20 protein-coding genes are annotated in these 23,194 nt (G+C 64.2%); 11 read left to right on the top strand and 9 right to left on the bottom strand.

Annotated features, from left to right (window positions below):
- Positions 1-2 precede the first annotated feature (2 nt).
- The 4 genes from C8K14_RS14505 to C8K14_RS23230 all read left to right on the top strand — a co-directional run bounded on the left by C8K14_RS14505 (position 3) and on the right by C8K14_RS23230 (position 3,986).
- Complete coding sequence (locus C8K14_RS14505; protein WP_233251098.1) at positions 3-1,544, top strand: carboxylesterase/lipase family protein; 1,542 nt, start codon at positions 3-5, stop codon at positions 1,542-1,544.
- A gap of 102 nt (positions 1,545-1,646) precedes the next feature.
- Entirely contained in the window at positions 1,647-2,087 is a 441-nt protein-coding gene (locus C8K14_RS14500; RefSeq protein WP_022677031.1) for an Rrf2 family transcriptional regulator, read from the top strand.
- A gap of 202 nt (positions 2,088-2,289) precedes the next feature.
- Entirely contained in the window at positions 2,290-3,099 is an 810-nt protein-coding gene (locus C8K14_RS14495) for an outer membrane protein assembly factor BamD (protein WP_022677032.1), read from the top strand.
- Between the two features lie 245 nt (positions 3,100-3,344).
- Complete coding sequence (locus C8K14_RS23230; RefSeq protein WP_107717182.1) at positions 3,345-3,986, top strand: biosynthetic peptidoglycan transglycosylase; 642 nt, start codon at positions 3,345-3,347, stop codon at positions 3,984-3,986.
- 869 nt (positions 3,987-4,855) lie between these two features.
- Here the strand turns inward: C8K14_RS23230 and C8K14_RS14485 are convergent.
- The 5 genes from C8K14_RS14485 to C8K14_RS14465 all read right to left on the bottom strand — a co-directional run bounded on the left by C8K14_RS14485 (position 4,856) and on the right by C8K14_RS14465 (position 9,609).
- Positions 4,856-5,596 carry a TonB family protein gene (locus tag C8K14_RS14485; protein WP_107717181.1) on the bottom strand — a complete coding sequence of 247 codons (741 nt, stop codon included), beginning with the start codon at positions 5,594-5,596 and terminating at the stop codon, positions 4,856-4,858.
- A 34-nt stretch (positions 5,597-5,630) separates the two neighbouring features.
- Entirely contained in the window at positions 5,631-5,927 is a 297-nt protein-coding gene (locus C8K14_RS14480) for a hypothetical protein (protein WP_054131054.1), read from the bottom strand.
- A gap of 135 nt (positions 5,928-6,062) precedes the next feature.
- On the bottom strand, positions 6,063-7,547 hold the full coding sequence (gene amyA / locus C8K14_RS14475) for an alpha-amylase (RefSeq protein WP_107717180.1): 1,485 nt from the start codon (positions 7,545-7,547) through the stop codon (positions 6,063-6,065).
- A gap of 98 nt (positions 7,548-7,645) precedes the next feature.
- Positions 7,646-8,704, bottom strand: coding sequence for a glycosyltransferase family 1 protein (locus C8K14_RS14470; protein ID WP_107717179.1), 1,059 nt, complete (start codon positions 8,702-8,704; stop codon positions 7,646-7,648).
- Positions 8,704-9,609, bottom strand: a complete 906-nt coding sequence (locus tag C8K14_RS14465) for a UDP-2,3-diacylglucosamine diphosphatase (protein WP_233251096.1) — start codon at positions 9,607-9,609, stop codon at positions 8,704-8,706. The genes C8K14_RS14470 and C8K14_RS14465 overlap by 1 nt, the downstream gene beginning before the upstream one ends.
- 148 nt (positions 9,610-9,757) lie before the next feature.
- On the opposite strand from C8K14_RS14465, the gene recN reads away from it, so the two are divergent.
- The 3 genes from recN (at position 9,758) to C8K14_RS14450 (ending at position 14,283) form a co-directional block, all read left to right on the top strand.
- Positions 9,758-11,422 carry a DNA repair protein RecN gene (recN, locus tag C8K14_RS14460; RefSeq protein WP_054131056.1) on the top strand — a complete coding sequence of 555 codons (1,665 nt, stop codon included), beginning with the start codon at positions 9,758-9,760 and terminating at the stop codon, positions 11,420-11,422.
- Positions 11,423-11,556: 134 nt separating this feature from the next.
- The gene (gene ligA, locus C8K14_RS14455; RefSeq protein WP_199223738.1) at positions 11,557-13,650 is read left to right on the top strand and encodes an NAD-dependent DNA ligase LigA; all 2,094 of its coding nucleotides are present in this window, start codon (positions 11,557-11,559) and stop codon (positions 13,648-13,650) included.
- A gap of 6 nt (positions 13,651-13,656) precedes the next feature.
- Positions 13,657-14,283, top strand: a complete 627-nt coding sequence (locus C8K14_RS14450; RefSeq protein WP_107717178.1) for a LysE family translocator — start codon at positions 13,657-13,659, stop codon at positions 14,281-14,283.
- 130 nt (positions 14,284-14,413) lie between these two features.
- Here the strand turns inward: C8K14_RS14450 and C8K14_RS14445 are convergent, their stop codons facing one another.
- Both C8K14_RS14445 and bla read right to left on the bottom strand, forming a co-directional pair.
- A complete protein-coding gene (locus C8K14_RS14445; protein WP_107717177.1) occupies positions 14,414-15,370 on the bottom strand; it encodes a 50S ribosomal protein L11 methyltransferase in 957 nt (318 codons plus the stop codon).
- Positions 15,367-16,284 (bottom strand): subclass B3 metallo-beta-lactamase, encoded by a 918-nt coding sequence (gene bla / locus C8K14_RS14440; protein WP_233251095.1) that lies wholly within the window; start codon positions 16,282-16,284, stop codon positions 15,367-15,369. The genes C8K14_RS14445 and bla overlap by 4 nt, the downstream gene beginning before the upstream one ends.
- 155 nt (positions 16,285-16,439) lie before the next feature.
- On the opposite strand from bla, the gene sdhC reads away from it, so the two are divergent.
- From sdhC to C8K14_RS14420, 4 genes are all read left to right on the top strand, one after another.
- Positions 16,440-16,865 (top strand): succinate dehydrogenase, cytochrome b556 subunit, encoded by a 426-nt coding sequence (sdhC, locus tag C8K14_RS14435; RefSeq protein ID WP_022675379.1) that lies wholly within the window; start codon positions 16,440-16,442, stop codon positions 16,863-16,865.
- 36 nt (positions 16,866-16,901) lie between these two features.
- Positions 16,902-17,285: a succinate dehydrogenase, hydrophobic membrane anchor protein gene (gene sdhD, locus C8K14_RS14430; RefSeq protein WP_107717176.1), complete on the top strand. Its 384-nt coding sequence runs from the start codon at positions 16,902-16,904 to the stop codon at positions 17,283-17,285.
- A gap of 3 nt (positions 17,286-17,288) precedes the next feature.
- On the top strand, positions 17,289-19,094 hold the full coding sequence (gene sdhA, locus C8K14_RS14425; RefSeq protein ID WP_022675381.1) for a succinate dehydrogenase flavoprotein subunit: 1,806 nt from the start codon (positions 17,289-17,291) through the stop codon (positions 19,092-19,094).
- 163 nt (positions 19,095-19,257) lie between these two features.
- Positions 19,258-21,369 (top strand): calcium-binding protein, encoded by a 2,112-nt coding sequence (locus tag C8K14_RS14420; RefSeq protein ID WP_158271920.1) that lies wholly within the window; start codon positions 19,258-19,260, stop codon positions 21,367-21,369.
- A gap of 63 nt (positions 21,370-21,432) precedes the next feature.
- On the opposite strand, the gene C8K14_RS14415 is transcribed toward C8K14_RS14420, so the two are convergent.
- Positions 21,433-22,038, bottom strand: coding sequence for a hypothetical protein (locus C8K14_RS14415; RefSeq protein WP_062782648.1), 606 nt, complete (start codon positions 22,036-22,038; stop codon positions 21,433-21,435).
- A 68-nt stretch (positions 22,039-22,106) separates the two neighbouring features.
- Complete coding sequence (locus tag C8K14_RS14410) at positions 22,107-23,012, bottom strand: neutral zinc metallopeptidase (RefSeq protein ID WP_107717174.1); 906 nt, start codon at positions 23,010-23,012, stop codon at positions 22,107-22,109.
- Positions 23,013-23,194: the final 182 nt, after the last annotated feature.

The raw sequence follows: 23,194 nt of genomic DNA, 5'->3' as shown, positions 1-23,194 counted from the left end.
TCATGACCTTTCGCAAAACGCTGATGCTGTCAGGATTGATGCTTGCTGGCGCGCTGTCGCTGCCGGGCGCTACGCTTGCCAAGGCTGCGCCAGCAGCGCCTGCCGCACCGACGGTAACGGTGGCCCAGGGCACCCTGGTGGGGGCGGTGGAAGGCACCGTCGCCAGCTTCAAGGGCATTCCCTATGCCGCGCCGCCGGTGGGCGATCTGCGCTGGCGTGCGCCACAGCCGGCTGCGGCATGGAGTGCGCCGCGCGATGCCACGCACTATGGCCACGATTGCGCGCAGGCGCCGTTCCCGCCCGATGCCGCGCCGATCCGCACGCAGCCGGCCGAGGATTGCCTCTATCTCAACGTGTGGAAGCCGGCCGGCGCGGCCGCCAATGCGCGGCTGCCGGTGATGGTGTGGGTGCATGGCGGCGGCTTCGTCAACGGCGGCACGTCGCCGGCGGTCTATTCCGGCGCAGCCTTTGCGCGTGATGGCGTGGTCCTGGTCAGCCTCAACTACCGGCTCGGCCGCTTTGGCTTCTTCGCCCATCCCGCGCTCAAGGATGAAGGGCTGGGCGGCAACTTCGGCTTCCTCGATCAGATCGCTGCGCTCAAATGGGTGCAGGCCAATGTCGCCGCATTCGGTGGCGATCCCGCCAACGTGACCGTGTTCGGCGAAAGCGCGGGCGGCATGAGCATGCACATGCTGCTGCAATCACCGCTGGCACGCGGGCTGTTTGCCCGCGCGATCATCGAATCCGGCGGTGGGCGCGATGGCACCTTGCCGATGCCGACGATGGCCCGCGCGGCCAAGATCGGCGCCGATTTTGCCCCCGGCCTCGATGCCGCCGCCCTGCGCGCGCTGCCCGAGGAAAAGGTGACCGGCAACCTCAGCATGATGACCATGGCGCAGACCGGCTATTCCGGGCCGATGGTGGATGGGCAAACGATCGTGGGCGCGTCCAACGATGCCGCCGCCGCCGGTATCGATGCGCCGGTGCCGGTGATGATCGGCGCCAATTCGGCCGATGGTTTCCCGATGACGACCGACAAGGCCGCTATCTTTGCCACCTACGGCGCCGATGCCGACAAGGCGCGCGCACTTTATGATCCCCAGGGCACGGCCACGGGCCTGGTCGTGGGGACGATGACCAGCGCCGATCGCATGTTCATCGAGCCGGCGCGCACCATCGCGCGCACGCTGGCCCCGCGTCAGCCGGTCTATCTCTATCGCTTTGCCTATGCCCATCCCGAGCCGCTCGAAAAGATGGGCGGCGCGCCGCATGCCTCGGAACTGCCCTATGTGTTTGACAGCCTGGCCGGGCGCACCACGCCCAAGGCCATCGCCGCCGAACAGCCCGTGGCCGATCTGACGCACAAGATGTGGGTGGCGTTTGCCAAGACCGGGCGCCCCGATGGCCTGCCCGGCCTGGCGCCCTGGCCCAAGGTGACGCCCACCGACACGACCGTGCACCTGATCACTGCAGCAGGCGCCACGCAGGTGGAAGATCCCTATCGCGCGCGGATCGATTTCGTGGAGCAGCGGATCAAGCCATAAGATACCGATCCCGGTGCAATGCTGCGGGCAATCGCCGCATTGCACCGGGATATTCAAGCGTTGGCGTTGACATTCGCGCGCAACCGGCTTTTTGTATTTCCCATGCTCTCGCAAAAAACGCGTTATACGATCCGTGCCCTGCAGCATCTGTCCGACACGTTTGGACAAGGCCCGGTGCGGCTTGACGCGATTGCCGAGGCGCAGAACATCCCGCGCAAGTTCCTGACCGTGATCCTGTCGGAAATGGCCCGCGAAGGCGTGGTGGTGTCGCAGCGCGGGCGCGACGGCGGCTATGAACTGGCGCTGCCCCCGGTGGACATCCGCTATGGCGACATCATCCGCCTGACGCGCGGCAGCCTGGCCCTGGTGCCCTGCGCCAGCCGCAACGCCCACGAACACTGCGCCAACTGCCTGCCCGAGGCCGATTGCCGCCTGCGCGGGCTGATGATCCGCCTGCGCGATGAAATGGCCGACATGCTCGACAAGGTCACCCTGGCCGACGCGATCACGCTGGTGCCCCCGTTCGAAGAGACCGCGGTCTAATCCTTCCCCGCTTCTCGTCACCCCGGACGTGATCCGGGGTCCCGCTGCCTGTGCACCTGTCCAGAAAAAGCAGGTTTCCGGGTCCAGCTCAGGATGACGAACGATCGGGGCATCACCGGAAAAATGCAATCAACCGCAACTTTTGCGGGGCCCGCGCAACCTTCGCTTGGCGAGTGCCAAGCCGCTGGCTATAGGACGGCGCATGACCCTTCCTGCTTCTGGCCGCAGCCCGCTGCGCATCGCCGTTCTTGCCGCCGCCACTGTTGCCATGGGCCTGACCGCTGGGTGTGCGGGTGGGGGCAAGGCCAAGAAGGACGTGGCCTATGTCGCCCGCGACGTGGACACGCTCTACATGACGGCCAAGGACCGGCTGGACAAGGGCGACGCCAAGCAGGCCGCCGCGCTGTTCGACGAAGTGGAGCGCCAGCACCCCTATTCGCCCTGGGCCCGCCGCGCGCAGCTGATGGGTGCGTTCAGCTATTACGTGGCGCGCGACTATGCCAAGTCGGTGCAGACCGCGCAGCGCTTCCTGTCGATCCACCCCGGCAACAAGGACGCGCCCTATGCCTATTACCTGGTGGCGCTGTGCTATTACGAGCAGATCAGCGACGTCACGCGCGACCAGAAAATCACCCAGCAGGCGCTGACCGCGCTGACCGAAGTGATCCGCCGCTATCCCAACACCGACTATGCCACCGACGCCCGCCTCAAGCTTGACCTGGTGAACGACCACCTGGCCGGCAAGGAAATGGAAGTGGGCCGCTTTTACGAAAAGAGCGGCAAGTGGCTGGCCGGCACGCTGCGCTTCCGCGTGGTGATCGACAAGTACCAGACCACCAGCCACACGCCCGAGGCACTGTTCCGCCTGGTCGAATGCTACCTGGCCCTGGGCATCCGCGACGAAGCCCAGAAGACCGCCGCCGTGCTGGGCGCCAACTATCCCGGCAGCGAATGGTACAAGCGCGCCTTCAAGCTGATGAACGCCAAGGGCGACGATATCAGCGCGGTGTGATTGGGGGCGCTGATTGCGAAGTTAAGAGAGGGCGCCTGCGGGGCGCCCTTTTTTGTGGTGGGATTGGGCTTCAAGGCAGCTCAACTTGAGGTTCGTTCGTCGGTTCAAAGCGATCTAAATTGACCGAACCAAATTTTTTAGGCATTTGGTGGTGTAGATACTGCGATCAATTGGGGGTCATGGTTATGCCTAATATGTTCAAAAAACGCAAAATATATAACGGCTAAAAACTATCGGGGCAGACCATGTTGCCAAGATTTCCCAATTTTCGCTCATCTTTACTGCGTATGCATCGAGATTTGATATATATTGATCAATGTTCCTACAGCGTAAACATACATAGCTCTTTAAATAAATTAGAAATTTTTATTCTAATTCTTGAAGACCGGAATTTTTTCAATCACTCTGGATTTAGTATAAAATCGCTTGGACGAGAATTTTGGAGATATATTTCCGGAAGACGTCATGGGGGTGCAAGTACAATAGAAATGCAGTTGTTTAGGACTGCTTCTGGTCGATATGAGCGCACTTTAAGGCGTAAAATTCGTGAAATTGTTGGATCTGTTATTTTGCAGTTTAGATTAAGCAAAATAGCAATATTGCGCATATATCTTGGTATTGCATATTTTGGAACGGGTTTAAGCGGCGCAGAGATTGCTGCCAATAGTATGTTCTCTGGGAAAGCTGAGGTCGGAAAATCATTTGATTTTTCGAAATTATCTCTTCGTGAAGCAGCCGAATTGGCTTCTTTACTCGTGTATCCCAAGCCGCGCCTCTTCAGCGCTGACTGGCATACCAAAGTTAGTAGGAGAGCAGATTACGCGCTTATGCTCTACACTAGATTTGAAAAGCAAATTAATCAAAGTTCCAGTCGACATATTTTCTAAATACATCAAGTTATATTCTAGTGAAACGCCAAAATGCATTTGCCGGTGCAATTTGCTGGCTTCTCTATACATTTCTCTGATAAAGCAAAAATATTCAGACCTTATCAATTGTAAATTCTTGATCATTATTTGATTTTGACGCTTGTCAAAAGTGGAATTTTTATTATTTAATATTCTAATGTAATGCGCCATCTTGTTTTGTAGATCTTCAAAATCTTTTTGCTTGCTATTTTCAAAAAGAGATCTGACGGCCATATCCATTTCTAAAAGGTTATTGTTCCACTCTAAATTTGCAGATTTCAGTTGAAACTTGGCCTCGTTGTAAGATTCGTCACTTGAACTCATAAGTGAAAGTCGTTGGGCGGCGTAAATTCTTTTGCCGCTTAGGGTGGTTATTTTGTTGGCCGCTGAAATCATATCGGTATACATGCTTCGGGACGCTTCGAAAAATCGGTTTTCTTTTGCCGCTCTATCCTGAAATTTATACGCAATCCGAGTGCCGACGAGAGCTGTTAGAAGAACAGGAATTGCAGCATCAAGCAGGCTCATGAATAACATCCAGTTTCACGCGAGTGGGTAATAGGGTGCCTTTCCCACGATATGATGTATCAGAATTAACTTCAACTGCCACTCGGGCTGCCTCACAAGCTGTGTGAATGATTTATCCTGCCGTTGCCATCACGCCATGGCCTGCACAGGATCTTAGTTAACTTTTCGCCAATGGTCCGCCCAGCAGCGTTCTTGCTTGCTTGCATGACTTGCAGGGGGCGTGGGTTCTGGTGTCGTTAAAGCGAGATTAGCACGTGTCGCAGCTGTCGCGATAGTCGGTGCGGATTCTTGCGGATTTTCCCAAGCATCATGGTAATTAATCACCGCCCATCCGTCATCATCCCCATCGTCCACTCCTGGTCATAATCCACCTCACCCGCCACCGCATGCCCGGCGGCGTCGCGGGCCGGACGGAAGCGGAAGCGTTGTAGGACGAGGGCGCAGGTGGTGGTGTCGAGCGCGGCGTTGTGGCTCGATTGGGTGATGTGGCAGGCGCTGGGGCGGCCTTGTGGGGTTACCGCGATAGTGACGGAAGTGGTACCCTGGGCGTGCGCTTCGCGCGCCGCGAGGGGATAGTCTGATGATTTGATCTTGCCGCCGGTCCATTCCGGGTCGCTGCCGCCAGCGCCGTCACCGTTTCCGCTGGCGCCCGAGCCTGTGCCATTGCCGCTGCCGCCAGCGCCGCTGCCGGGGCCGGGCGTTGGTGCGGCACCGTTGTGGCTTTGCGTGCCGAGCGCCACTTGCGGGGCGACGGGGATAGGTGGCGGTGGGGCGTGGATGACCAGCGGGGCATAGACCGGCGCTGCCTTGGCGCGCAGGGCAGGGGGGGCGGACTTGCCGCTGGGCCGATGATGATGACTGGGTGGTGGTGGCGGGGGCGGCGTGGCAGGTGGCGGCGGGGCGAGCCGGACTGCCGTCAGCCAGTCGCGGGTTGCCTGGCGCAGGCCCGCCGGCTGGGCGAGGCCGAGCCATAGGGCAATGGCGAGGCCCACTTCGATGCTGGCGGCGATGCCGGCAGAGACGAGCCGGGATGATCGGGGCTGCGTGGCGGAAAAGGCCATGGTTGGCACGCTAGGCCACGCAGCCCCAGATCGGTTAGCGGCAGCGCTTCTTGGCGGTGAGCGTGCGGTCGATCGCGCGGCCACCCAAGGCGCCGCCTACCGCACCCGCGACGATGCCCACCGGGCCACCGATCAGGGCATGGCCGAGCAGCGCGCCACCAGCGCCACCGGCCACCAAGCCGGTCGTGCCGCTGGAGTGACGGCACCAGCGATAGTGCGCCCGCGACGAATAGTGGTGGCGGGCAAACGCCGGCGTCGCGTCGATCGCGGTGAGGCCGAACGCCGCGACAATCGCGGGGGCCAGCGCGAGCTTGCGGTTGAATGAGCGCATGATTGTGTCCTTCCCGTTGTTACAATCCAGCAATAATGCCAGGGGTAACGACCGAAGTGGCAGTTGGTTCACGCCACAGGCGATGAAATCTCTGTAATGATCGCAAGCCTTTGTAATAGCGTGTAAAGCGCTGGTTCAGGCAGCGTCCTGGCGCACCCATACGCTGACACTGCCGCCCTCGCACCGCACGGCCAGCGCCCCCTGGTCATCCGCCACGCATTCACCCTGGGCGTGGCCCAACCAATCGACGAACGTGGCGCCGGCGTGATCGGGGCCAAGCTCTGCCGTGAGCGTGGCGGGTTCGCCATTGCTGAGGATCACCACGCAGCCCGGGGCATCCGCGGTGCCATGGCGGATGAAGCCGATGCAGGTGGGGCTGTCGAACAGGTCGGTCTGGGCGCCATGGGCAAAGCGCTGGCGCGCCTGGGTCAACCGGGCAAGGCAGGCAACCGGGGCAAGGGTAATGTCGTAGTTCTCCCCGTCGCCGCCGGTGTCTGAATAGCTGGCGCCGTAGAGATCGGGATGGAACAGGCAGGGCACGCCGCCTTCGCGCAGCAGGATCAGGGCATAGGCCAGCGGCTTGAACCAGTCTTCCACCGGTGCCTCGAGCGCCTGAAGCGGCTGGGTATCGTGGTTGGCAACCAGGGTAACGGCGTGTTCGGGCAGGCTTTGCACCAGCGTGTCGTCAAAGATCGTGCGCAGATCGTAATCGGCGCCAGCGTGCGATGCGTCGGAAAAATGGTGGACGAGCGCGGCATCGAACAGCGACAGCTGGTGATCGACGCGATCGAGATAGGTGTGCAGCGCCGCCAGATCGGGTTGCCAGTATTCGGCCACCACGAACAGATCGGGGCTGATGGCCTCGCGGCAATGGCCCACCCAATCGCGGAAGAACCAGGCGGGAATGTGCTTGGCCGCGTCCAGGCGGAAACCATCGACTGCCACCTGGTCTGCCAGCCAGCGCCCCCAGAACTTGAGCTCCTCATAGACCGCGCGATTGCGGAATTCGACGTCGGCACCCATCAGGAAATCGAAGTTGCCGAGTTCCTCGTCCACCTCTTCGTTCCATTCGCCATCGCCATACTGGTTGACGAGGCGAAACACGCCGTCTTCCTGCGGGTCTTCGATGCGGTCCACTCCGCTGAAGCACTTGTGATCCCATATGAAGCGGGAGTGCGCACCAGCGCGACCGGGAAAGGTGAAGCGGGTGTGGGTGGTGGCGTCGAACGCCTCGTCCTCGATCTGCGTGCGATCGTCGGGATTGGTGCGACGCACGCTGACGCGCTCGGTCTCGTCCGCGCCCATCTTGTGGTCGAACACCACATCGTGGATCACGCGCAGGCCATGCTCGCGCAGGGCGGCGCAGGCTGCTTCCAGCGCGGCGCGGGTGCCGTATTTGGTGGGCACGGTGCCCTTCTGGTCAAACTCGCCCAGATCGAACAGGTCGTAGGTATCGTAGCCTACCGAACTGGTGCCGCTGGCGCCCTTGTAGGCGGGCGGCAGCCACACGTCGGTCACGCCCATCTCGGCCAGGCCCGGCGCGGCGCGGGCGGTATCGTCCCATAGGGCGCCTTCGGGAAGATACCAATGGAACATCTGAATCAGGGTGCGCTGCGACATGGGAAGCTCCGATGGGAGAAAGCTTCCCGGCAAATGCCCCAGCGCGGGATTGGTTGCAGTGCATCATCGGGCAAGTCGTACTTGGCGATGATCGTGCCTCAGGCGGCGCAGGCGATCCGCTCCACGGCGCTGGCTAGCGCGGTTTCGAACTGGTCGGTGGCCGCTTCCCAGGAATAGCTGGCGCCATAGGCAGCGGCATCGGCCCGGCGGCAGGCCAGTGCCTGGGCAATCGCGGTGGCGAGGTCTTCGTGGCAGGCGCCCACCGGGTGGGGCAGGTTGCCTTGCGCGCCGCGGCCATCCACGCCGATCACATCGCGCGGGCCGGCCACCGGGAAGGCGGCCACCGGCACGCCGCAGGCCATCGCCTCGATCATTACCAGGCCAAACGTGTCGGTACGGCTGGGAAAGACGAAGCAATCGGCGGCGCGATAGGCCTGGGCCAGCGCTGTGCCCGAAAGCGCGCCGGTGAAATGCGCCTGGGGGTAGCGGCTTTTGAGCATGGCCAGGTCTGGTCCGTCGCCCACCACCACCTTGCTGCCGGGCACCGCGCAATCGAGAAACGCGCCAAGGTTCTTTTCCACGGCCACGCGGCCGACATAGAGCAGCACCGGTCCGGGCAGCGCTGCAAGCTGGGGCAGCGGGGCGTGGCCGGGATGGAACAGCCCGGCATCGATCCCGCGCGACCACAGCCGGGTCTGCACGATCCCGTGCCCGGCCAGTTCGCGCGCTAGGCTCGGGGTGGATACCAGCACCGCGGCGCTTTGCGCGTGAAAGCGGCGCATCACCGGCCAGAACACATCGGGACTCAACCCCGTGCGCATCGCGGCGTAATCGGGAAAGCGCGTGTGAAACGCGCTGGTAAACGGCACGCCCACCGATTTGCACCAACTGCGCGCGGCCCAGCCGATCGGCCCTTCGGTGGCGATATGCACGATATCGGGCGCAAAATCGCGCAAGGTGCGCCGTGTGCCAAAGCGGGGCGCCATGGCCAGGCGGATCTCGCCATACCCGGGCAGGGCACACGTGCGGAACTGCTGGGGGGTGAGCAGTTCCACCACGTGGCCCCGCGCGCGCAGGTGCGCAACGGTGGTGGTCAGCGTACGCACCACGCCGTTGACTTGCGGCGTCCAGGCATCGGTAGCGAGGGCAATGCGCATCAGGCAGTTTCCGTTTCGGCCGGGCTGGGCAGGCCGGGCACGGCGGCGGGCGTGAAGGGCGCCTGCTTGCGCTGTTCCTCCACCCAGTCGACAATGCTCATCGCGCCGGTGAAATCCTCGACCAGGGCGGTGCAGCTTTCCACCCAATCGCCATCGTTGTAATAGGTGACATCGCCGATCTGGCGGATTTCGGCGCAGTGGATGTGGCCGCACACTACCCCGTCCACGCCCATGTCACGCGCAGCGTGGGCCACGGCCTCTTCAAAGTCGCAGATGAACTGCACCGCGTTCTTCACGCGCTTTTTCATATAGGCCGAGAGCGACCAATAGGGCAGCTTGAACTGGCGCCGCACCAGGTTGACCCAGCGATTGGCGCGCAGCAGCACGGCGTAGGCGGCATCGCCCAGAAACGCGAGCCAGCGGGCATAGAGCACCACGCCATCGAAACCATCGCCATGGGTGATCAGCAGGCGCCGCCCATCGGCGGTGCGGTGAATGGTGTCGAGCGCCAGTTCCACGCCGCCAAAGGTCATCCCGGCATAGGGGCGCAGCATCTCGTCATGGTTGCCGGCGATCAGCACCACGCGGGTGCCGCGATGCGCCATCTTCAGCACGCGGCGGACCACTTCATTGTGCGCATCGGGCCAATACCACCCGCGCGACAGGCGCCAGCCATCGACGATGTCGCCCACCAGGTAGAGCGTTTCGCATTCGATCGAGGCCAGGAAATCGAGCAGCATTTCGGCATTGCAGCCGCGCGTGCCGAGATGAAGATCGGAGATCCACACCGTGCGTACCCGCCGCTTGGGGCGAAAGCCGCGCGGTTCGGGCAAGTCGAGCCAATCGGGCGCGCCCTTTAGCCATTCGCTGACGGGGGCAAAGTTGCGGTCGCTTGGGCGGTCCATGACCCAGTCCCTTCATATGCTGCCGTTGTCTTGCGAATCTCATGGCACCGTCACATTGCGCGCTGGCGACACCGTGTCACCGTTGTGAAACAAGAGGGGAACAAATGGAGGGTGACGCCGGACGTGCAACCCGCTAGGAAGGAAAGCGATGCTGACCGGGCTTTCCATCCGCAATGTCGTCCTGATCGAGGCGCTGGACCTCGTGTTTCCGGGCGGTTTGGGCGTTCTGACCGGGGAAACCGGTGCGGGCAAATCGATCCTGCTGGATTCGCTGGGGCTGGTGTTGGGCGACCGCGCCGACAGCGGCCTGGTGCGTGCCGGAGAAGACGTGGCGAGCGTGACCGCCACATTTGAATTCGCGCGGCGGCCCGATGGCGTGGAAGCGATCCTGGCCGAAGCGGCGATCGATTGGGAGCCGGGCGAGCCGCTGCTGGTCCGCCGCCGGCTGCGGGCCGATGGCGGCAGCCGTGCCTATATCAATGACCAGCCGGTGGGCGTGGCGCTGCTGCGTGAACTGGCGCGGTTTCTGGTGGAACTGCATGGGCAGCATGACGATCGCGGGCTGGTCAATGCACGCGGTCACCGGGCATTGCTCGATCGCTATGCCCGCGCCGACGCGGCCGAGGTGGCGCGCGCATGGGATAGCTGGCGCGCGGCCGAACAGGCCCTGGCGCAGGCGCGCGCGCGCGTGGCGAGCGCGGCGGCCGAGCAGGACCTGATCGAGGCGCACCTGGCCGAACTTGACGCGTTGAAGCCGGTGGCGGGCGAGGAGGAAGAACTCGCCCTGCAGCGTGCCGAGATGCAGAAGGGGGAGCGACTCTCGGGCGATCTCAACGAATTGCAGCACCTGTGGAGCGGATCGGACGCGCCCCTGGTGCAGTTGCGCGGCGCGGCGCGGCGGCTCGATCGCATCGCGGCAGAGCATCCGCTTTTGGCCGAGGCGCTGGAAGCACTGGACCGCGCGGTGATCGAGGCGGGCGAGGCGGAAGACAAGCTCTCGGCCGCCGCCGAGGCCTTGGCGCACGATCCCGCGCTGCTCGACCGGATCGAAACGCGGCTGTTCGATCTGCGCGCCGCTGCGCGCAAGCATGGCTGCACGGTGGACGACCTGCCCGCCCGGCGCGAGGCATTGCAGGCCGCGTTGCAATCGATCGAGGGTGGCGAGGCGCAGATCGCAGGCCTGGCGCGCGTGGCGATGGAAGCGGGCCTGGACTATCGCGCCAAGGCAGAGGCGCTGTCGGTCCAGCGGGCCGAGGCCGCCCGCAAGCTGGACAAGGCGGTGGCCGCCGAACTGGCGCCGCTGCGCTTGGATGCGGCACGCTTTCACACCGCCGTGGTGCGCCTGCCCGAGGATCGCTGGAGCGGCCAGGGCATGGACGCGGTGGAGTTCCTCATCTCCACCAACCCCGGCAGCGATTTTGCGCCGCTGGGCAAGATCGCTTCGGGCGGTGAATTGTCGCGCTTTATCCTGGCGCTGAAGGTGGCGCTGGCCGAACAGGGCGGGGCAGCGACCGTGATCTTCGACGAGATCGATCGCGGCGTAGGCGGCGCTGTGGCCAGTGCCATTGGCGAGCGCCTGGCGCGCCTGGCGCACGGTGGGCAGTTGCTGGCCGTGACGCACAGCCCGCAAGTGGCGGCGCGGGGTGACGCGCATTATCTGATCGCCAAGTCGAGCGAGGGCACAGTCACGCGCACCTCGGTGAGCAAGCTGGACGCGGCCGGCCGCCAGGAGGAAATCGCGCGGATGCTGTCTGGCGCGGAAGTGACCGCCGAGGCGCGCGCGCAGGCCAGCCGCCTGCTCGAACAGGCTTGAACCCTTTTGCCCGGGTGGGCAGGCGGTTCCTCCACAGCTATGCCTTGCCCGGACCGGCGATAGCGCTTTACGAATTGCCGTGATGGCGTATCGCGCCGGTGACTGGCGCAATTGTTTGGTGAAAGTGGCGTATAATGAGTGATCCGGCAGGCATCGATCCGTCAGCAATGGGCGAGGCAGCCGCCGCGAACGAGCTGATGCGGCTGGCGCGCCAGATCGCCTATCACAACCGGCGCTATCACGCCGAAGACGCCCCGGAAATTTCCGACGCAGAATATGATGCCCTGGTGCGGCGCAATGCCGAACTGGAAACAGCGTTTCCGCATCTGATCCGCGCTGACAGCCCCTCGCGCGCCGTGGGTCACGAGGTTTCTGCTTCTCCCCTGCGCAAGGTGACGCACGAGGTTCGCATGATGAGCCTCGACAATGCCTTCACCGACGAGGAGGTCGAGGAATTCGTCGCGCGTGTGCGCCGCTTCCTGGCGCTGCCGGCCGATGCACCGGTGGTGATGACGGCGGAAGACAAGATCGACGGGCTGTCATGCTCGCTGCGCTATGAAGACGGCCGCCTGGTGCGCGCGGCGACGCGTGGTGATGGCCAGGTGGGTGAGGATGTGACCGCCAACGTAGCCCATATCAAGGATATACCGCAGGAACTTCGCAGCGATTCTGGCGTGGTGCCGCCCGCCGTGTTCGAGATTCGCGGCGAGGTCTATATGGCCAAGGCCGATTTCCTCGCGCTCAATGCCGCGCAGGAGGAAAAGGGCGACAAGGTCTTTGCCAACCCGCGCAACGCTGCCGCCGGATCGCTGCGCCAGAAGGACGCGAGCGTGACGGCTGCGCGGCCCTTGCGCTTCCTGGCGCATGGCTGGGGTGCGGCCAGCGCCGTGCCGGCCGACACACAGTGGGCGATGATGCAACAGATCGCCGCCTGGGGCGTGCCAGTGTCGCCCCTGCTGACGCGTTGCGATGATACCGCGCAGATGCTGGCGCATTATCGCAGCATTCAGGCGCAACGTGCTGATTTGCCGTATGATATCGATGGCGTGGTGTACAAGGTAGATAGCCTGGAATGGCAGCGCCGCCTTGGCTTTGTCGCCAAGGCGCCGCGCTGGGGCATGGCCCACAAGTTTCCTGCCGAGCAGGCGGAGACCACGGTAGAGGCGATCGATATCCAGGTCGGCCGCACCGGCAAGCTGACCCCGGTGGGCCGCCTGCGTCCCGTGCTGGTGGGCGGGGTGACCGTCACCAATGTCACACTTCACAACCGTGATGAGATCGGCCGGCTAGGCGTTCGCGTGGGTGATCGCGTGGTCTTGCAACGCGCTGGCGATGTCATCCCGCAAGTGGTTGAAAACCTGACACGCGAAGAAGACCGTCCGGCCTATGTCTTTCCCGATCACTGCCCGGAATGCAGCAGCGAGGCGGTGGCAGAAGAGGGCGAGGTCGACGTGCGCTGCACCGGCGGGCTGGTGTGCCCGGCGCAGCGGACCGAGCGGCTCAAGCATTTTGTCAGCCGCGCCGCGCTCGATATCGAAGGGCTGGGAGAAAAGACCATCGCTGAGTTCTTTGCGCTGGGCTGGCTGGAAAGCCCGGCCGATATCTTCCGCCTGCGCAAGCGGCGCGATGATATCGTCGGCCGCGAGGGCTGGAAGGATAAGTCGGTCGACAATCTGCTCGCCGCGATCGAGGCCAAGCGCCAGCCCGATGCCGCGCGCCTGCTGTTCGGGCTGGGCATTCGCCACGTTGGCGCGGTCACCGCGCGCGACCTGTTGAAGCGCTTCGTCACGCTGCCCGCGCTGCGCGCCGTGGCCGAACGCGCCCATGGCGGCGATGAAGAGGCCAAGGCCGAACTGCTGGGCATCGACGGCGTTGGCCCGGTGGTGGTGGAAGCGCTGGGCGATTTCTTTCACGAGCCGCACAACATCGCTGTGTGGGACGATCTACTGGGTGAAGTGAGCCCGCCCGATTTCATCGTCGAAACCCGCGCCAGCGCCGTCGCGGGCAAGACCGTGGTGTTTACCGGCAAGCTGGAAACGATGAGCCGCGACGAGGCCAAGGCCCAGGCCGAGGCGCTGGGCGCACGGGCCGCCGGCAGTGTTTCGCCCAAGACCGATCTGGTCGTTGCCGGGCCGGGTGCGGGCAGCAAGCTGAAAAAGGCAGCCGAACTGGGCATCGAGGTCATCGACGAAGCGGCCTGGGCGGAAATCTTCAAGGCAGCGGGATAGGCGATCATGGCCCTTCACACCTGGTGGCTGTTTGTCGTCACTGTCTTTTTCATCTCGATCTCGCCCGGCCCCAACATGCTGCACGTGATGACGCGCAGCGTGACACTGGGCTTTGGCCGGGCGATGCTGGCGATGAGCGGCTGCTTTCTCGCCGTGCTCACGCTGCTCAGCCTCTCGGCCGCGGGACTTTCGGCGGTCCTGGTGGCCATGCCGCAGGTGTTTACCGCGCTCAAGATCGTCGGTGCGGCCTATCTGCTCTACCTGGGGTACAAATCCTGGACCGCCAAGGCATCTCCGGTTGACATGGTGGGCGATCGGCCCGTGGCCCTGCCATCGCCGCTCGGCCTGTTCCGCACGGGATTTCTGATCGGCATCAGCAATCCCAAGGCATTGCTGTTTGCCGGGGCATTCCTGCCGCAGTTCATCGATCCGGCCCGGCCCAAGGCGGCGCAGTTTGCCATCATGGTCGCCACCTTTGGCGTGATCGAGATGACCTCGTATCTGCTCTATGCGCTGGGCGGCCGCTCGGTGGCGCGCTGGCTGGAAAAGCCATCGCCGCGCAAGATCTTCAACCGCGTGACCGGCGCGATCTTCGTGGCGTTTGGCGTGGCGATGGTGGGTAGCCGGGTTTAGGCGTTGGTGCTTGGGTTTGCACCACCCCCCGACCCCCTCCTCTGAAGAGGAGGGGGAGTTAAAGATCTGATTTTATAGCCCCATCCTTTTTAGAGGAGGGGGTTGGGGGTGGTGGATGTCGTGCGCTGTCCTACCACTTCTGCGACCACGCCGGCAGCGCACCGGGTTTGCTGGCATGGATGCGCGCGGTGGCACGGCGGCGCAGCCACAGGATCGACCAGTCGCCGCGCACCTGGCGGGCGGCCAGGCGCAGGCCGGCGCGGGCATAGGCGGCACGCACGGCCTTTTCCTGCGTGGCGAGCAGGCCAGCGAGGAGGATATGGCCACCTGGCTTGACTGCCGCGGCAAATTCCGGCGCCAGTTCGATCAGCGGACCTGCCAGGATATTGGCAATCAGCAGGTCATAGGGCGCCGACAGGCGCAACAGCGGATGGTCCATGCCCGGCGCGATGACCATGGCCAGCTTGCCCGGCCCATCGCCTAGCGGCACGCCGTTGGCATCGGCATTGGTTGCGACCACCGGGCCGCAGACGGCGTCAATGTCGCTGGCGATCGCGCGCGCGCCGGGCCACAGATGCAGCCCGGCAAAAGCAAGCAAGCCGGTGCCCGTGCCGATATCGGCCAGGTTGCGCACCACCGCGCCATTGGCCTTCATGTGCGCCAGCATGGCCAGGCACCCGGCGGTGGTGGCATGCTGGCCGGTGCCAAAGGCCTGGCTGGTGGGGATCAGGAAATTGCGGATGCCCGGCATGTTCACTGCCGGATATTCCGGGGTGTGGACGTGGAACGGCCCTTCGTGGATCGGCTCCACCCCGTGCTGGCTGAGCGTGACCCAGTCTTCTTCGGGCAGTTGTTCGATCACCATCGGCGGCGCGCCGTCGGCAAACAGCGCGGCGATCGCGGCGCGTTCGTCTTCGCCTGGTTCGTCGGCCAGCCAGGCTTCCAGCTGCCAGTCTTCGGGCTTGTCCTCGGCAATCTCGCTGCCGGCGATGACGATGTCGGCGTCCCAGTCGAACACGTCTTCGTGGGCGATCAGCGCGGCCTGGACGATGGGGCGCGGCGCAAGGATGGTGATTTTCCAGCTCATGGCGCGGGTCTTTGCGGCGGCGCGGCCTCCTTGGCAAGCGTCTCGTCAAGCCGGGCGCGGCCATTGGCGGCATAGGTGCGGCAGGCACCCGGCACCGGCCGGGGCGCCCCATGCGCAAGGCGCTCGAACAGGTCGCTGGCGCCGGGATGAGGCGTGATCAGCACGGTGCAGGGCAGGGCGGCAATGCGATCGAGCGAGGCGCGAAACGCCGCGACATAGGCGGGATGATCGGCAAAGCGCCAACCCGGCGCGGCCATCGCGGTGACGCTGTCGACATAGGCCATGGCGCGGCAATCGCGGCCCTGGCAGCTGGTCCAGGTCCAGCTGGTGGAGCCGGGGGCGTGGCCTGGCGTGGCATGGGCGACAAGGCGCAGCGGCCCGGCCACCAGCGTTTCGCCATCATGCAGCACGCGATCGACGGCAACGGCCGGGAACGGCTTGAGCCAGGCGGACTGGGGATCGTCTGCCGGAACCTGACCGGTGGTGAGCACGCGCGCGGCGGCGGGCATGGCCGCCAGGCGGGCGCCGGTCCTCCGCTTGAGCCCAGCCAGGCCGCCAGCGTGATCGGAATGTTCGTGGCTGAGCACGATCCAGCGCACGTCATGCAGGCGAAAACCGGCGGCAACGATGTTGCGCGCGACGCTGTCGGCGGCCTGCGCCACGCCGGCATCGATCAGCACATGCCCTTGCGGCGAGGTGACGAGAACCGCGCTGATCCCGCAGGTGCCGACGTACCACGTATTGGCAAAGATGCGTTGCGGCGGCGCGGGATCGGCCCAGCCATCGCGGTTGTGGCAGGCCTCGGCCAGGGTGGGGCGCGCCGGAATGCGCGGCGGCTGCGATCGGGCAAGCGCTGGCGTGGCCATGGCAACAAGCCCGGCGAGCGCGGCTGCGAAGATAGGAATGGTGCGCATCGCCTGTGGTTTGCGCGTCATCTTGCCGCATGACAACATACGAATTCGGCTTGGCCCTTTCGGCGGCTTGCACCCCGGGGCTTTTCGACTAATAGCGACTCGTCCCGACCGGAAACCTCATCCCGGTCGCCTTTGCGATAATAAGGGGAAGTTCCATGGCGCTGGCGCACAGCAACCGGCCACTTTCGCCGCACCTCCAGATCTGGCGCTGGGGTCCGGCCATGCTGGTCTCGATCCTCCACCGTGTTACGGGCAATGGCCTGGCCTTTGTCGGCCTGTCGCTGCTGCTGTGGTGGCTGGGTTCGATCGCCAGCGGTCCTGAAGCCTATGCGACGTTCATGACCTATGTGTGGACCGGCGCCGATGGCGGCCTTTCCGCCATTACCGCGATCCTCGGCAAGATCGTGCTGGTCGGCCTGTCGTGGGCGTTCTTCCAGCATGCCGCCACCGGCATCCGTCACCTCGTGCTCGACATCGGCGTGGGCTACGAACTTTCGGTCAATGCCCGTTGGTCGGTCTTCACGATGATCGCTTCGGTCGGTCTTACGGCTCTGTTCTGGGGCTTCGTGCTGCTGCGCTGAGCGCCGGCACTCCTTACCTGATTTCTCGGAGGTACCATGGGTAACGGAACTTCGATCGGTCGCGTGCGCGGGCTGGGCTCCAGCCACGCCGGCACGCACCACTGGCTGGCCCAGCGCCTTACGGCGGTGGGCAACCTGATCGTCATCCCCTTCCTCGGCATCAGCCTGGCGCTGCTGCCCGCGCACGACTACGTCACCGTGCATGGCTGGGCGGCCAAGCCGCTTTCGGCCACCATGCTGGTGCTGCTGGTGGTCAACACGCTGTACCACGCGCGCCTGGGCGTGCAGGTCATGCTCGAAGACTATATCCACGAAGAAGGTGGCAAGGTCGCATCCTGGATGCTGATCAACTTCGTGCCCGCCGCCGCTGCCGTGTTCGGCATCGTCTCGATCATCCGCATCGCACTGGGGGCCGCGTAAGCCATGTCTGCTGCCTACAAGATCATCGACCATACCTATGACACCGTCGTTGTCGGCGCGGGCGGTTCGGGCCTGCGCGCCACGATGGGTTCGGCCCAGGCCGGTCTGCGCACGGCCTGCATCACCAAGGTGTTCCCCACCCGCTCGCACACCGTGGCGGCGCAGGGTGGTATCGCGGCTTCGCTGCAGAACAACACGCCCGATCACTGGACCTGGCACATGTACGACACCGTCAAGGGGTCTGACTGGCTGGGCGACCAGGACGCGATCGAATACATGGTGCGCGAAGCCCCGGCGGCGGTTTACGAACTGGAGCACGCCGGCGTGCCGTTCAGCCGCAACGCCGATGGCACGATCTATCAGCGCCCGTTCGGCGGCCACATGCAGAACATGGGCGAAGGCCCGCCGGTGCAGCGCACTTGCGCCGCGGCCGACCGCACCGGCCACGCCATGCTTCACGCGCTCTATCAGCAGAGCCTGAAGTATGATGCCGACTTCTTCATCGAATACTTCGCCATCGACCTGATCATGGAAAACGGCGAATGCCGTGGCGTGATCGCGCTGTGCATGGACGATGGCTCGATCCACCGCTTCCGTGGCCATGCCGTGGTGCTGGCCACCGGCGGCTATGGCCGCTGCTATTTCACCGCGACTTCGGCCCACACCTGCACCGGCGACGGTGGCGGCATGGTGTTGCGCGCGGGCCTGCCGTTGCAGGACATGGAATTCGTCCAGTTCCACCCGACCGGCATCTATGGTGCGGGCGTGCTGATCACCGAAGGCGCGCGCGGGGAAGGTGGTTATCTCACCAACTCCGAAGGCGAGCGTTTCATGGAACGCTATGCCCCCTCGGCCAAGGACCTCGCCAGCCGCGACGTGGTGTCGCGTTCGATGGCGCTGGAAATCCGCGAAGGCCGTGGCGTTGGTCCGCACAAGGACCATATCTACCTGCACCTTGACCATATCGATGCCAAGGTGCTGGCCGAGCGCCTGCCCGGGATCACCGAAAGCGGCAAGATCTTTGCCGGCGTTGACCTGACGCGCCAGCCGCTGCCGGTGGTGCCGACGGTGCACTACAACATGGGTGGCATCCCCACCAACTACCACGGCGAAGTGATGACCATCGGTGCCGATGGCAATCCAGAAACCGTGGTGCCGGGCCTGTTCGCCGTGGGCGAAGCGGCCTGCGTTTCGGTGCACGGCGCCAACCGCCTAGGCTCCAACTCGCTGATCGACCTTGTCGTGTTCGGCCGTGCCACCGGCCTGCGCCTCAAGGAACTGATCAAGCCGGGCACGGCGCACCAGTCGCTGCCCAAGGACAGCGCGGACCTTGCGCTGTCGCGCCTGGATCACTTCCGCAACGCCAAGGGCGGTTCGCCCACGGCCAAGATCCGCACCGAGATGCAGCGCGCGATGAGCCAGCACGCGGCGGTGTTCCGCACCGACGAGCTGATGGCCGAAGGTAAGCACAAGCTGGCCGAAATCTATGCCTCAATGCAGGATATCGGCGTGTCGGACCGCTCGCTGATCTGGAACTCGGATCTGGTGGAAACGCTGGAGCTGGACAACCTGATCAGCCAGGCTTCCGTGACGATGCATTCGGCCTACAACCGCAAGGAAAGCCGCGGCGCCCATGCGCACGAGGATTTCCCCAACCGCGATGACGCCACCTGGATGAAGCATACCGTGGGCTGGTTCGACGGCTGGGGCGGCAAGAGCGGCGACATCAAGCTCGATTACCGCCCGGTGCACGAATACACGCTCACCGACGACGTGCAGTACATCAAGCCCAAGGCGCGCGTCTATTGATCCGCGCCTGACGGCAAGAGACCAAGCAAAGGCCGGGGTTGGCAAGACCCCGGCCTTTTTCGTTGATCCAAACTGGGGCTTGTTTCCATGGGTGGAAGCCATGCGTTGCAATAGGTTGTGAACCATCGCGCTCTCGTTGGCCGGGGCGGAGATGGGAGATATCATGACCTATTATCGCGATGGAGCGGAAGTAACGCTGGACCAGACGCAGGCGCAAAGGCGTACCCCGTTTGCGACGTTCCTGGCCAACGGCAACATTCTGGTCATGAACGAGGACACCGCGCATCCCAATTCGGGTGACTATATCTATTCCGTGTTCACGGCCGATGGCGTGGCCAGCGGGGTAACTGCCACGGTGCGCGACTATGAGGTTTTCACGCTCGCCGACGGCAATGCGATCACTGTCAAGGAGGCCGAGGGCGCCGGTAGCCCTGTCACCCTGTCGCTGTTGGACACCGATCCACGCGATGGCACGATCAGCGGGACGATCACGGTGCCGGTGCCGTCCCCCTCGGCCACCTACACTGGCACCTCGGTGCTGGCGCTGAAGGGCGCGGATCAGGGCAAAGTGGCCGTTGTCAGCAACGTCGATTTCGGGGGGAGTGCGGCGCGGGCGGTGGTCAACATCGTTGACCTGGCAACGATGAGCGTCGTTGCGCGCTTCACGGCCTCCTCCTCGGATCGGGATTTGCCGCCCAGCGTGACGCAGTTGGCCGATGGTTCACTGCTTACGCTGGCGCTGGACAATGGGGTGTCGAGCGGCAACGTCGGCTACACCTATGCGATCCATGCCGTGGACGGCACCGAGATCAAGGCGGCGACGCTGCTGGCGCTGCCGACGCGCGATGGCGATGCAGTGGAAGTGCAGATGGTCGCGCTTGCGACGGGTGGCTTTGCCATGACCTGGGCCGAAAACCATTCCAGTGGCGGTTTCGTGTCGCTGGGGGCGCTGCATATGCAGGTGTTCGACAGCAGCGGTGCCGTGGTGCAGGCCGATACGATCGTCAGCGAGGATGGTCCGCGCTTCGTCGGCTCAACCGACGTGGTTGCCCTGGCGAATGGCGGTTTCGCGATCGCCTGGGCCAGCGCTAACCCGGCGGGCGGCGCGAACGGCGCCAGCGAGATTGCGTTGCGGACCTATGATCATTCCGGCGGCGAAATCGGCCAGGAGCAGATCGTCAACACAACCACGGCGGGAACCCAGGATGCCGCGCAACTGCTGGCGCTGGCCGATGGTGGTTTTGCCGTGATGTGGCGCGACGGCAACGGCACCTTGCACTCGCAGACCTACACCGATCACCACGGGCAAACGGTGGAAGGCACAGCGGCGGCCGACAAGCTGGTGGGCACCGACAAGGACGATCTGTTTCTCGGCCATGGCGGCAACGACACGTTTGCGGGCGGCGCCGGGAACGACACGATCAGCTTTGCCGATGCGCAGCAGGGCATCTACTTGACGCTGGCGACGACCAAGCCGATCGACACCATCGGGGCGGGAACGGTGCAGATCAAGAGTATCGAAAACGCCATCGGCTCGCAATTCGATGACACGATCCTTGGCAACAAGGATGCCAACCGCCTGGAAGGCGGCGCGGGCAATGATCGCTTGAAGGGCGGGGCGGGGGATGACCACCTGCTCGGCGGCGCCGGCAACGACGCGCTGTTTGGCCAGGCGGGAGCCGACCGCATGGAGGGCGGCACCGGCAATGACGTCTATTATGTCGATGACGCCGGCGACCGGGTGGTGGAACGCAGCGATGATGCCGGGATCGACAAGGTTTTCTGCACCATCAGCTATCGTCTCGATGCCAACGTGGAGCGGCTCACGCTGGTGAGCGGCGCGGGCAACATCAATGGTGCGGGCAACAACGCCAACAACACGATCGTAGGGAACGAGGGCGACAACGTGTTGAGCGGGGGCGGCGGCATAGACAGCCTGACCGGCGGGGCGGGGCACGATACCTTCGTGTTCGATGCCGGCCCCTTGGCCGTCGGGCGCACGGTGATCCGCGATTTTGTGAGCGGCGAGGACAAGATTGCCCTATCACTCGATGCGTTTGGCGCAGGTTTCTATGCACAGCCGCCCGGCGCCATTGCCGACACCGAATTCGGCTATGGAACGCGTGCGACCACAGCCGAACAAAGCCTGATCTATGACCAGGCCAGCGGAAACCTCTATTACGACGTGGATGGTACCGGGCCGGAGAAGGCGGTGCGCATCGGGGTGTTGATGGGCGCGCCCGATCTGCACCTTGCCGATATCATACTGGTCTAAGTGACCTATCCCCGGCACCTGCACCGCATGACAGCGGGCGGGCGCCGGGGATAGGGTGAAGGATCAGCGGTTGCGCTTTTCCTGCTTGGCCTGTTCCTTGGCCGCATCGGCAGCGGCGGCCTCACGCGCGCGGTTGGCCGCGACGGCGCTGGCATCACGCGCAGTGGCGCCACGCGCCGGATAGGGACAGCCGCGCGACTGGCCAACGCCTTTGAGGAACGAACGGCGGGCCGTGCCGGCGAACAGGGCCACCTGCCAACGGCGCTGTGCTTCGTTCGCGCCAGAGATTTCGCGGATGATGCCGCCGAACGGGATCAGCGAGCCGACGATCGACTTGGCGGTGTTGCCCACCTTGAGGCCGCCCTTGGTGTAATCGGCAATGTCGATGTCATCGCCGAGCACGGCATCGAGCCGGCGGATTTCGGACGAGATCGCCGGGCAGCTGCGCAAGCCAGCCAGCGTATAGGGCGTTTCCTGGGCGCGCTGCAGGATCGGCGGAATATCTTCCTTCTTGAGGTTCACCGTTTCGAGCGGCGTGGCGACGACATCGCCGACCTTGGCATCCTTGGGAGCCACGGCAGTCTGCGCGTGGGCGGCGAGGCTGCCAAGCGCGAGCGGGAGCATCGCGCCGAGCAGGGCGGCGCGGGCGGCATTTCGGTGTGCGAACATAATCGGTAAAACTCCCCGGTTTCCCGCATTACGCTGCAAACCGGCCTAGGTTCCACACGATCTGCCGATCACACCGCGCCCGGCGCAAAGGTGTTGCACTGCGCAGGGTTACCGCTGTCGAGCCCCTTGCGCAGCCAGGCCATGCGCTGTTCAGAGCTGCCGTGGGTAAACGCCGCCTCGACCGGGGTGCGGCCGGCGGCTTTCATCAGCGTGTCATCGCCGATCTGGTGCGCGGCGCGCATGCCTTCCTCGACATCGCCGGGTTCGATCCGTGCGCGGTTCTGCGCGGCCCACACCCCCGCGTAGCAATCGGCCTGGAGTTCGAGGCGCACCGACAGGGCGTTGGCCGCATCGGGATTGGCGCGCTGCGCCTGTGTTACCTTGTCTGACGTGCCGACCAGCTTCTGGATATGGTGGCCATATTCATGGGCCATGACATAGACGCGCGCGAAATCACCCCCTGCGCCGAGCTTCTTGTCCAGCTCGGTATAGAAATCGGTGTCGATGTAGATGCCCTGGTCACTGGGGCAATAGAACGGCCCCATCGCGCTTTGCGCCGCGCCGCAGCCGGACGAACCCTGGCTGGAATAGAACACCAGCTTGGGTGCGCGAAACGCGATGTTCTCGCTGGCCAGCAAAGGCTTCCAGGTCTTGTTGAGCGAGGACAGCGCATTGCAGCTCTCGTGGCTGAACGCGTTGACGTCACACGCCTGGGCGAGGGTTTCGCCGCCGGGCTGGCCGACCTGCTGCGAAGGCGTTTCACCCACCGGCCCGGCCAACTGGCGCGGTAAGCCACCGAACAGGAACGATGCGCCGACCACCACGAGGATGCCGAGGATGCCGAAGCGCGAACCAACCAGACTGAGGATCAGCCCGAACGGAAAACCGCCGCCACCGCCGCCCAACGAAAATCCGCCGCCCCGGCCGCGCTGATCTTCCACGTCGATGTTGTTGTCGTAATCGTCGAGCCGCATCGCTTGCCTGTTGTCTGTGTGCCGTACGTGCCACGGCCTATAGCGTAAATGGCAAGCCGTGGCGCGCGACAATGTTCCGCGTCCTGCTGTCAACGGCGGAGCAAAAACCGGCCACTGTGGCGGAGTAAAAGTAGGCCACTGACGTTGCGGCAGATTCAAAGCACAGGGGCCCCGATCGGGGC

It is taken from the genome of Novosphingobium sp. GV079, assembly GCF_003058045.1.
In the GTDB taxonomy this organism is placed as follows: Bacteria; Pseudomonadota; Alphaproteobacteria; order Sphingomonadales; family Sphingomonadaceae; genus Novosphingobium; species Novosphingobium capsulatum.
The sequence above is the reverse complement of the archived record's forward strand: the minus strand, read 5'-3'. Positions and strand labels throughout refer to the sequence as shown.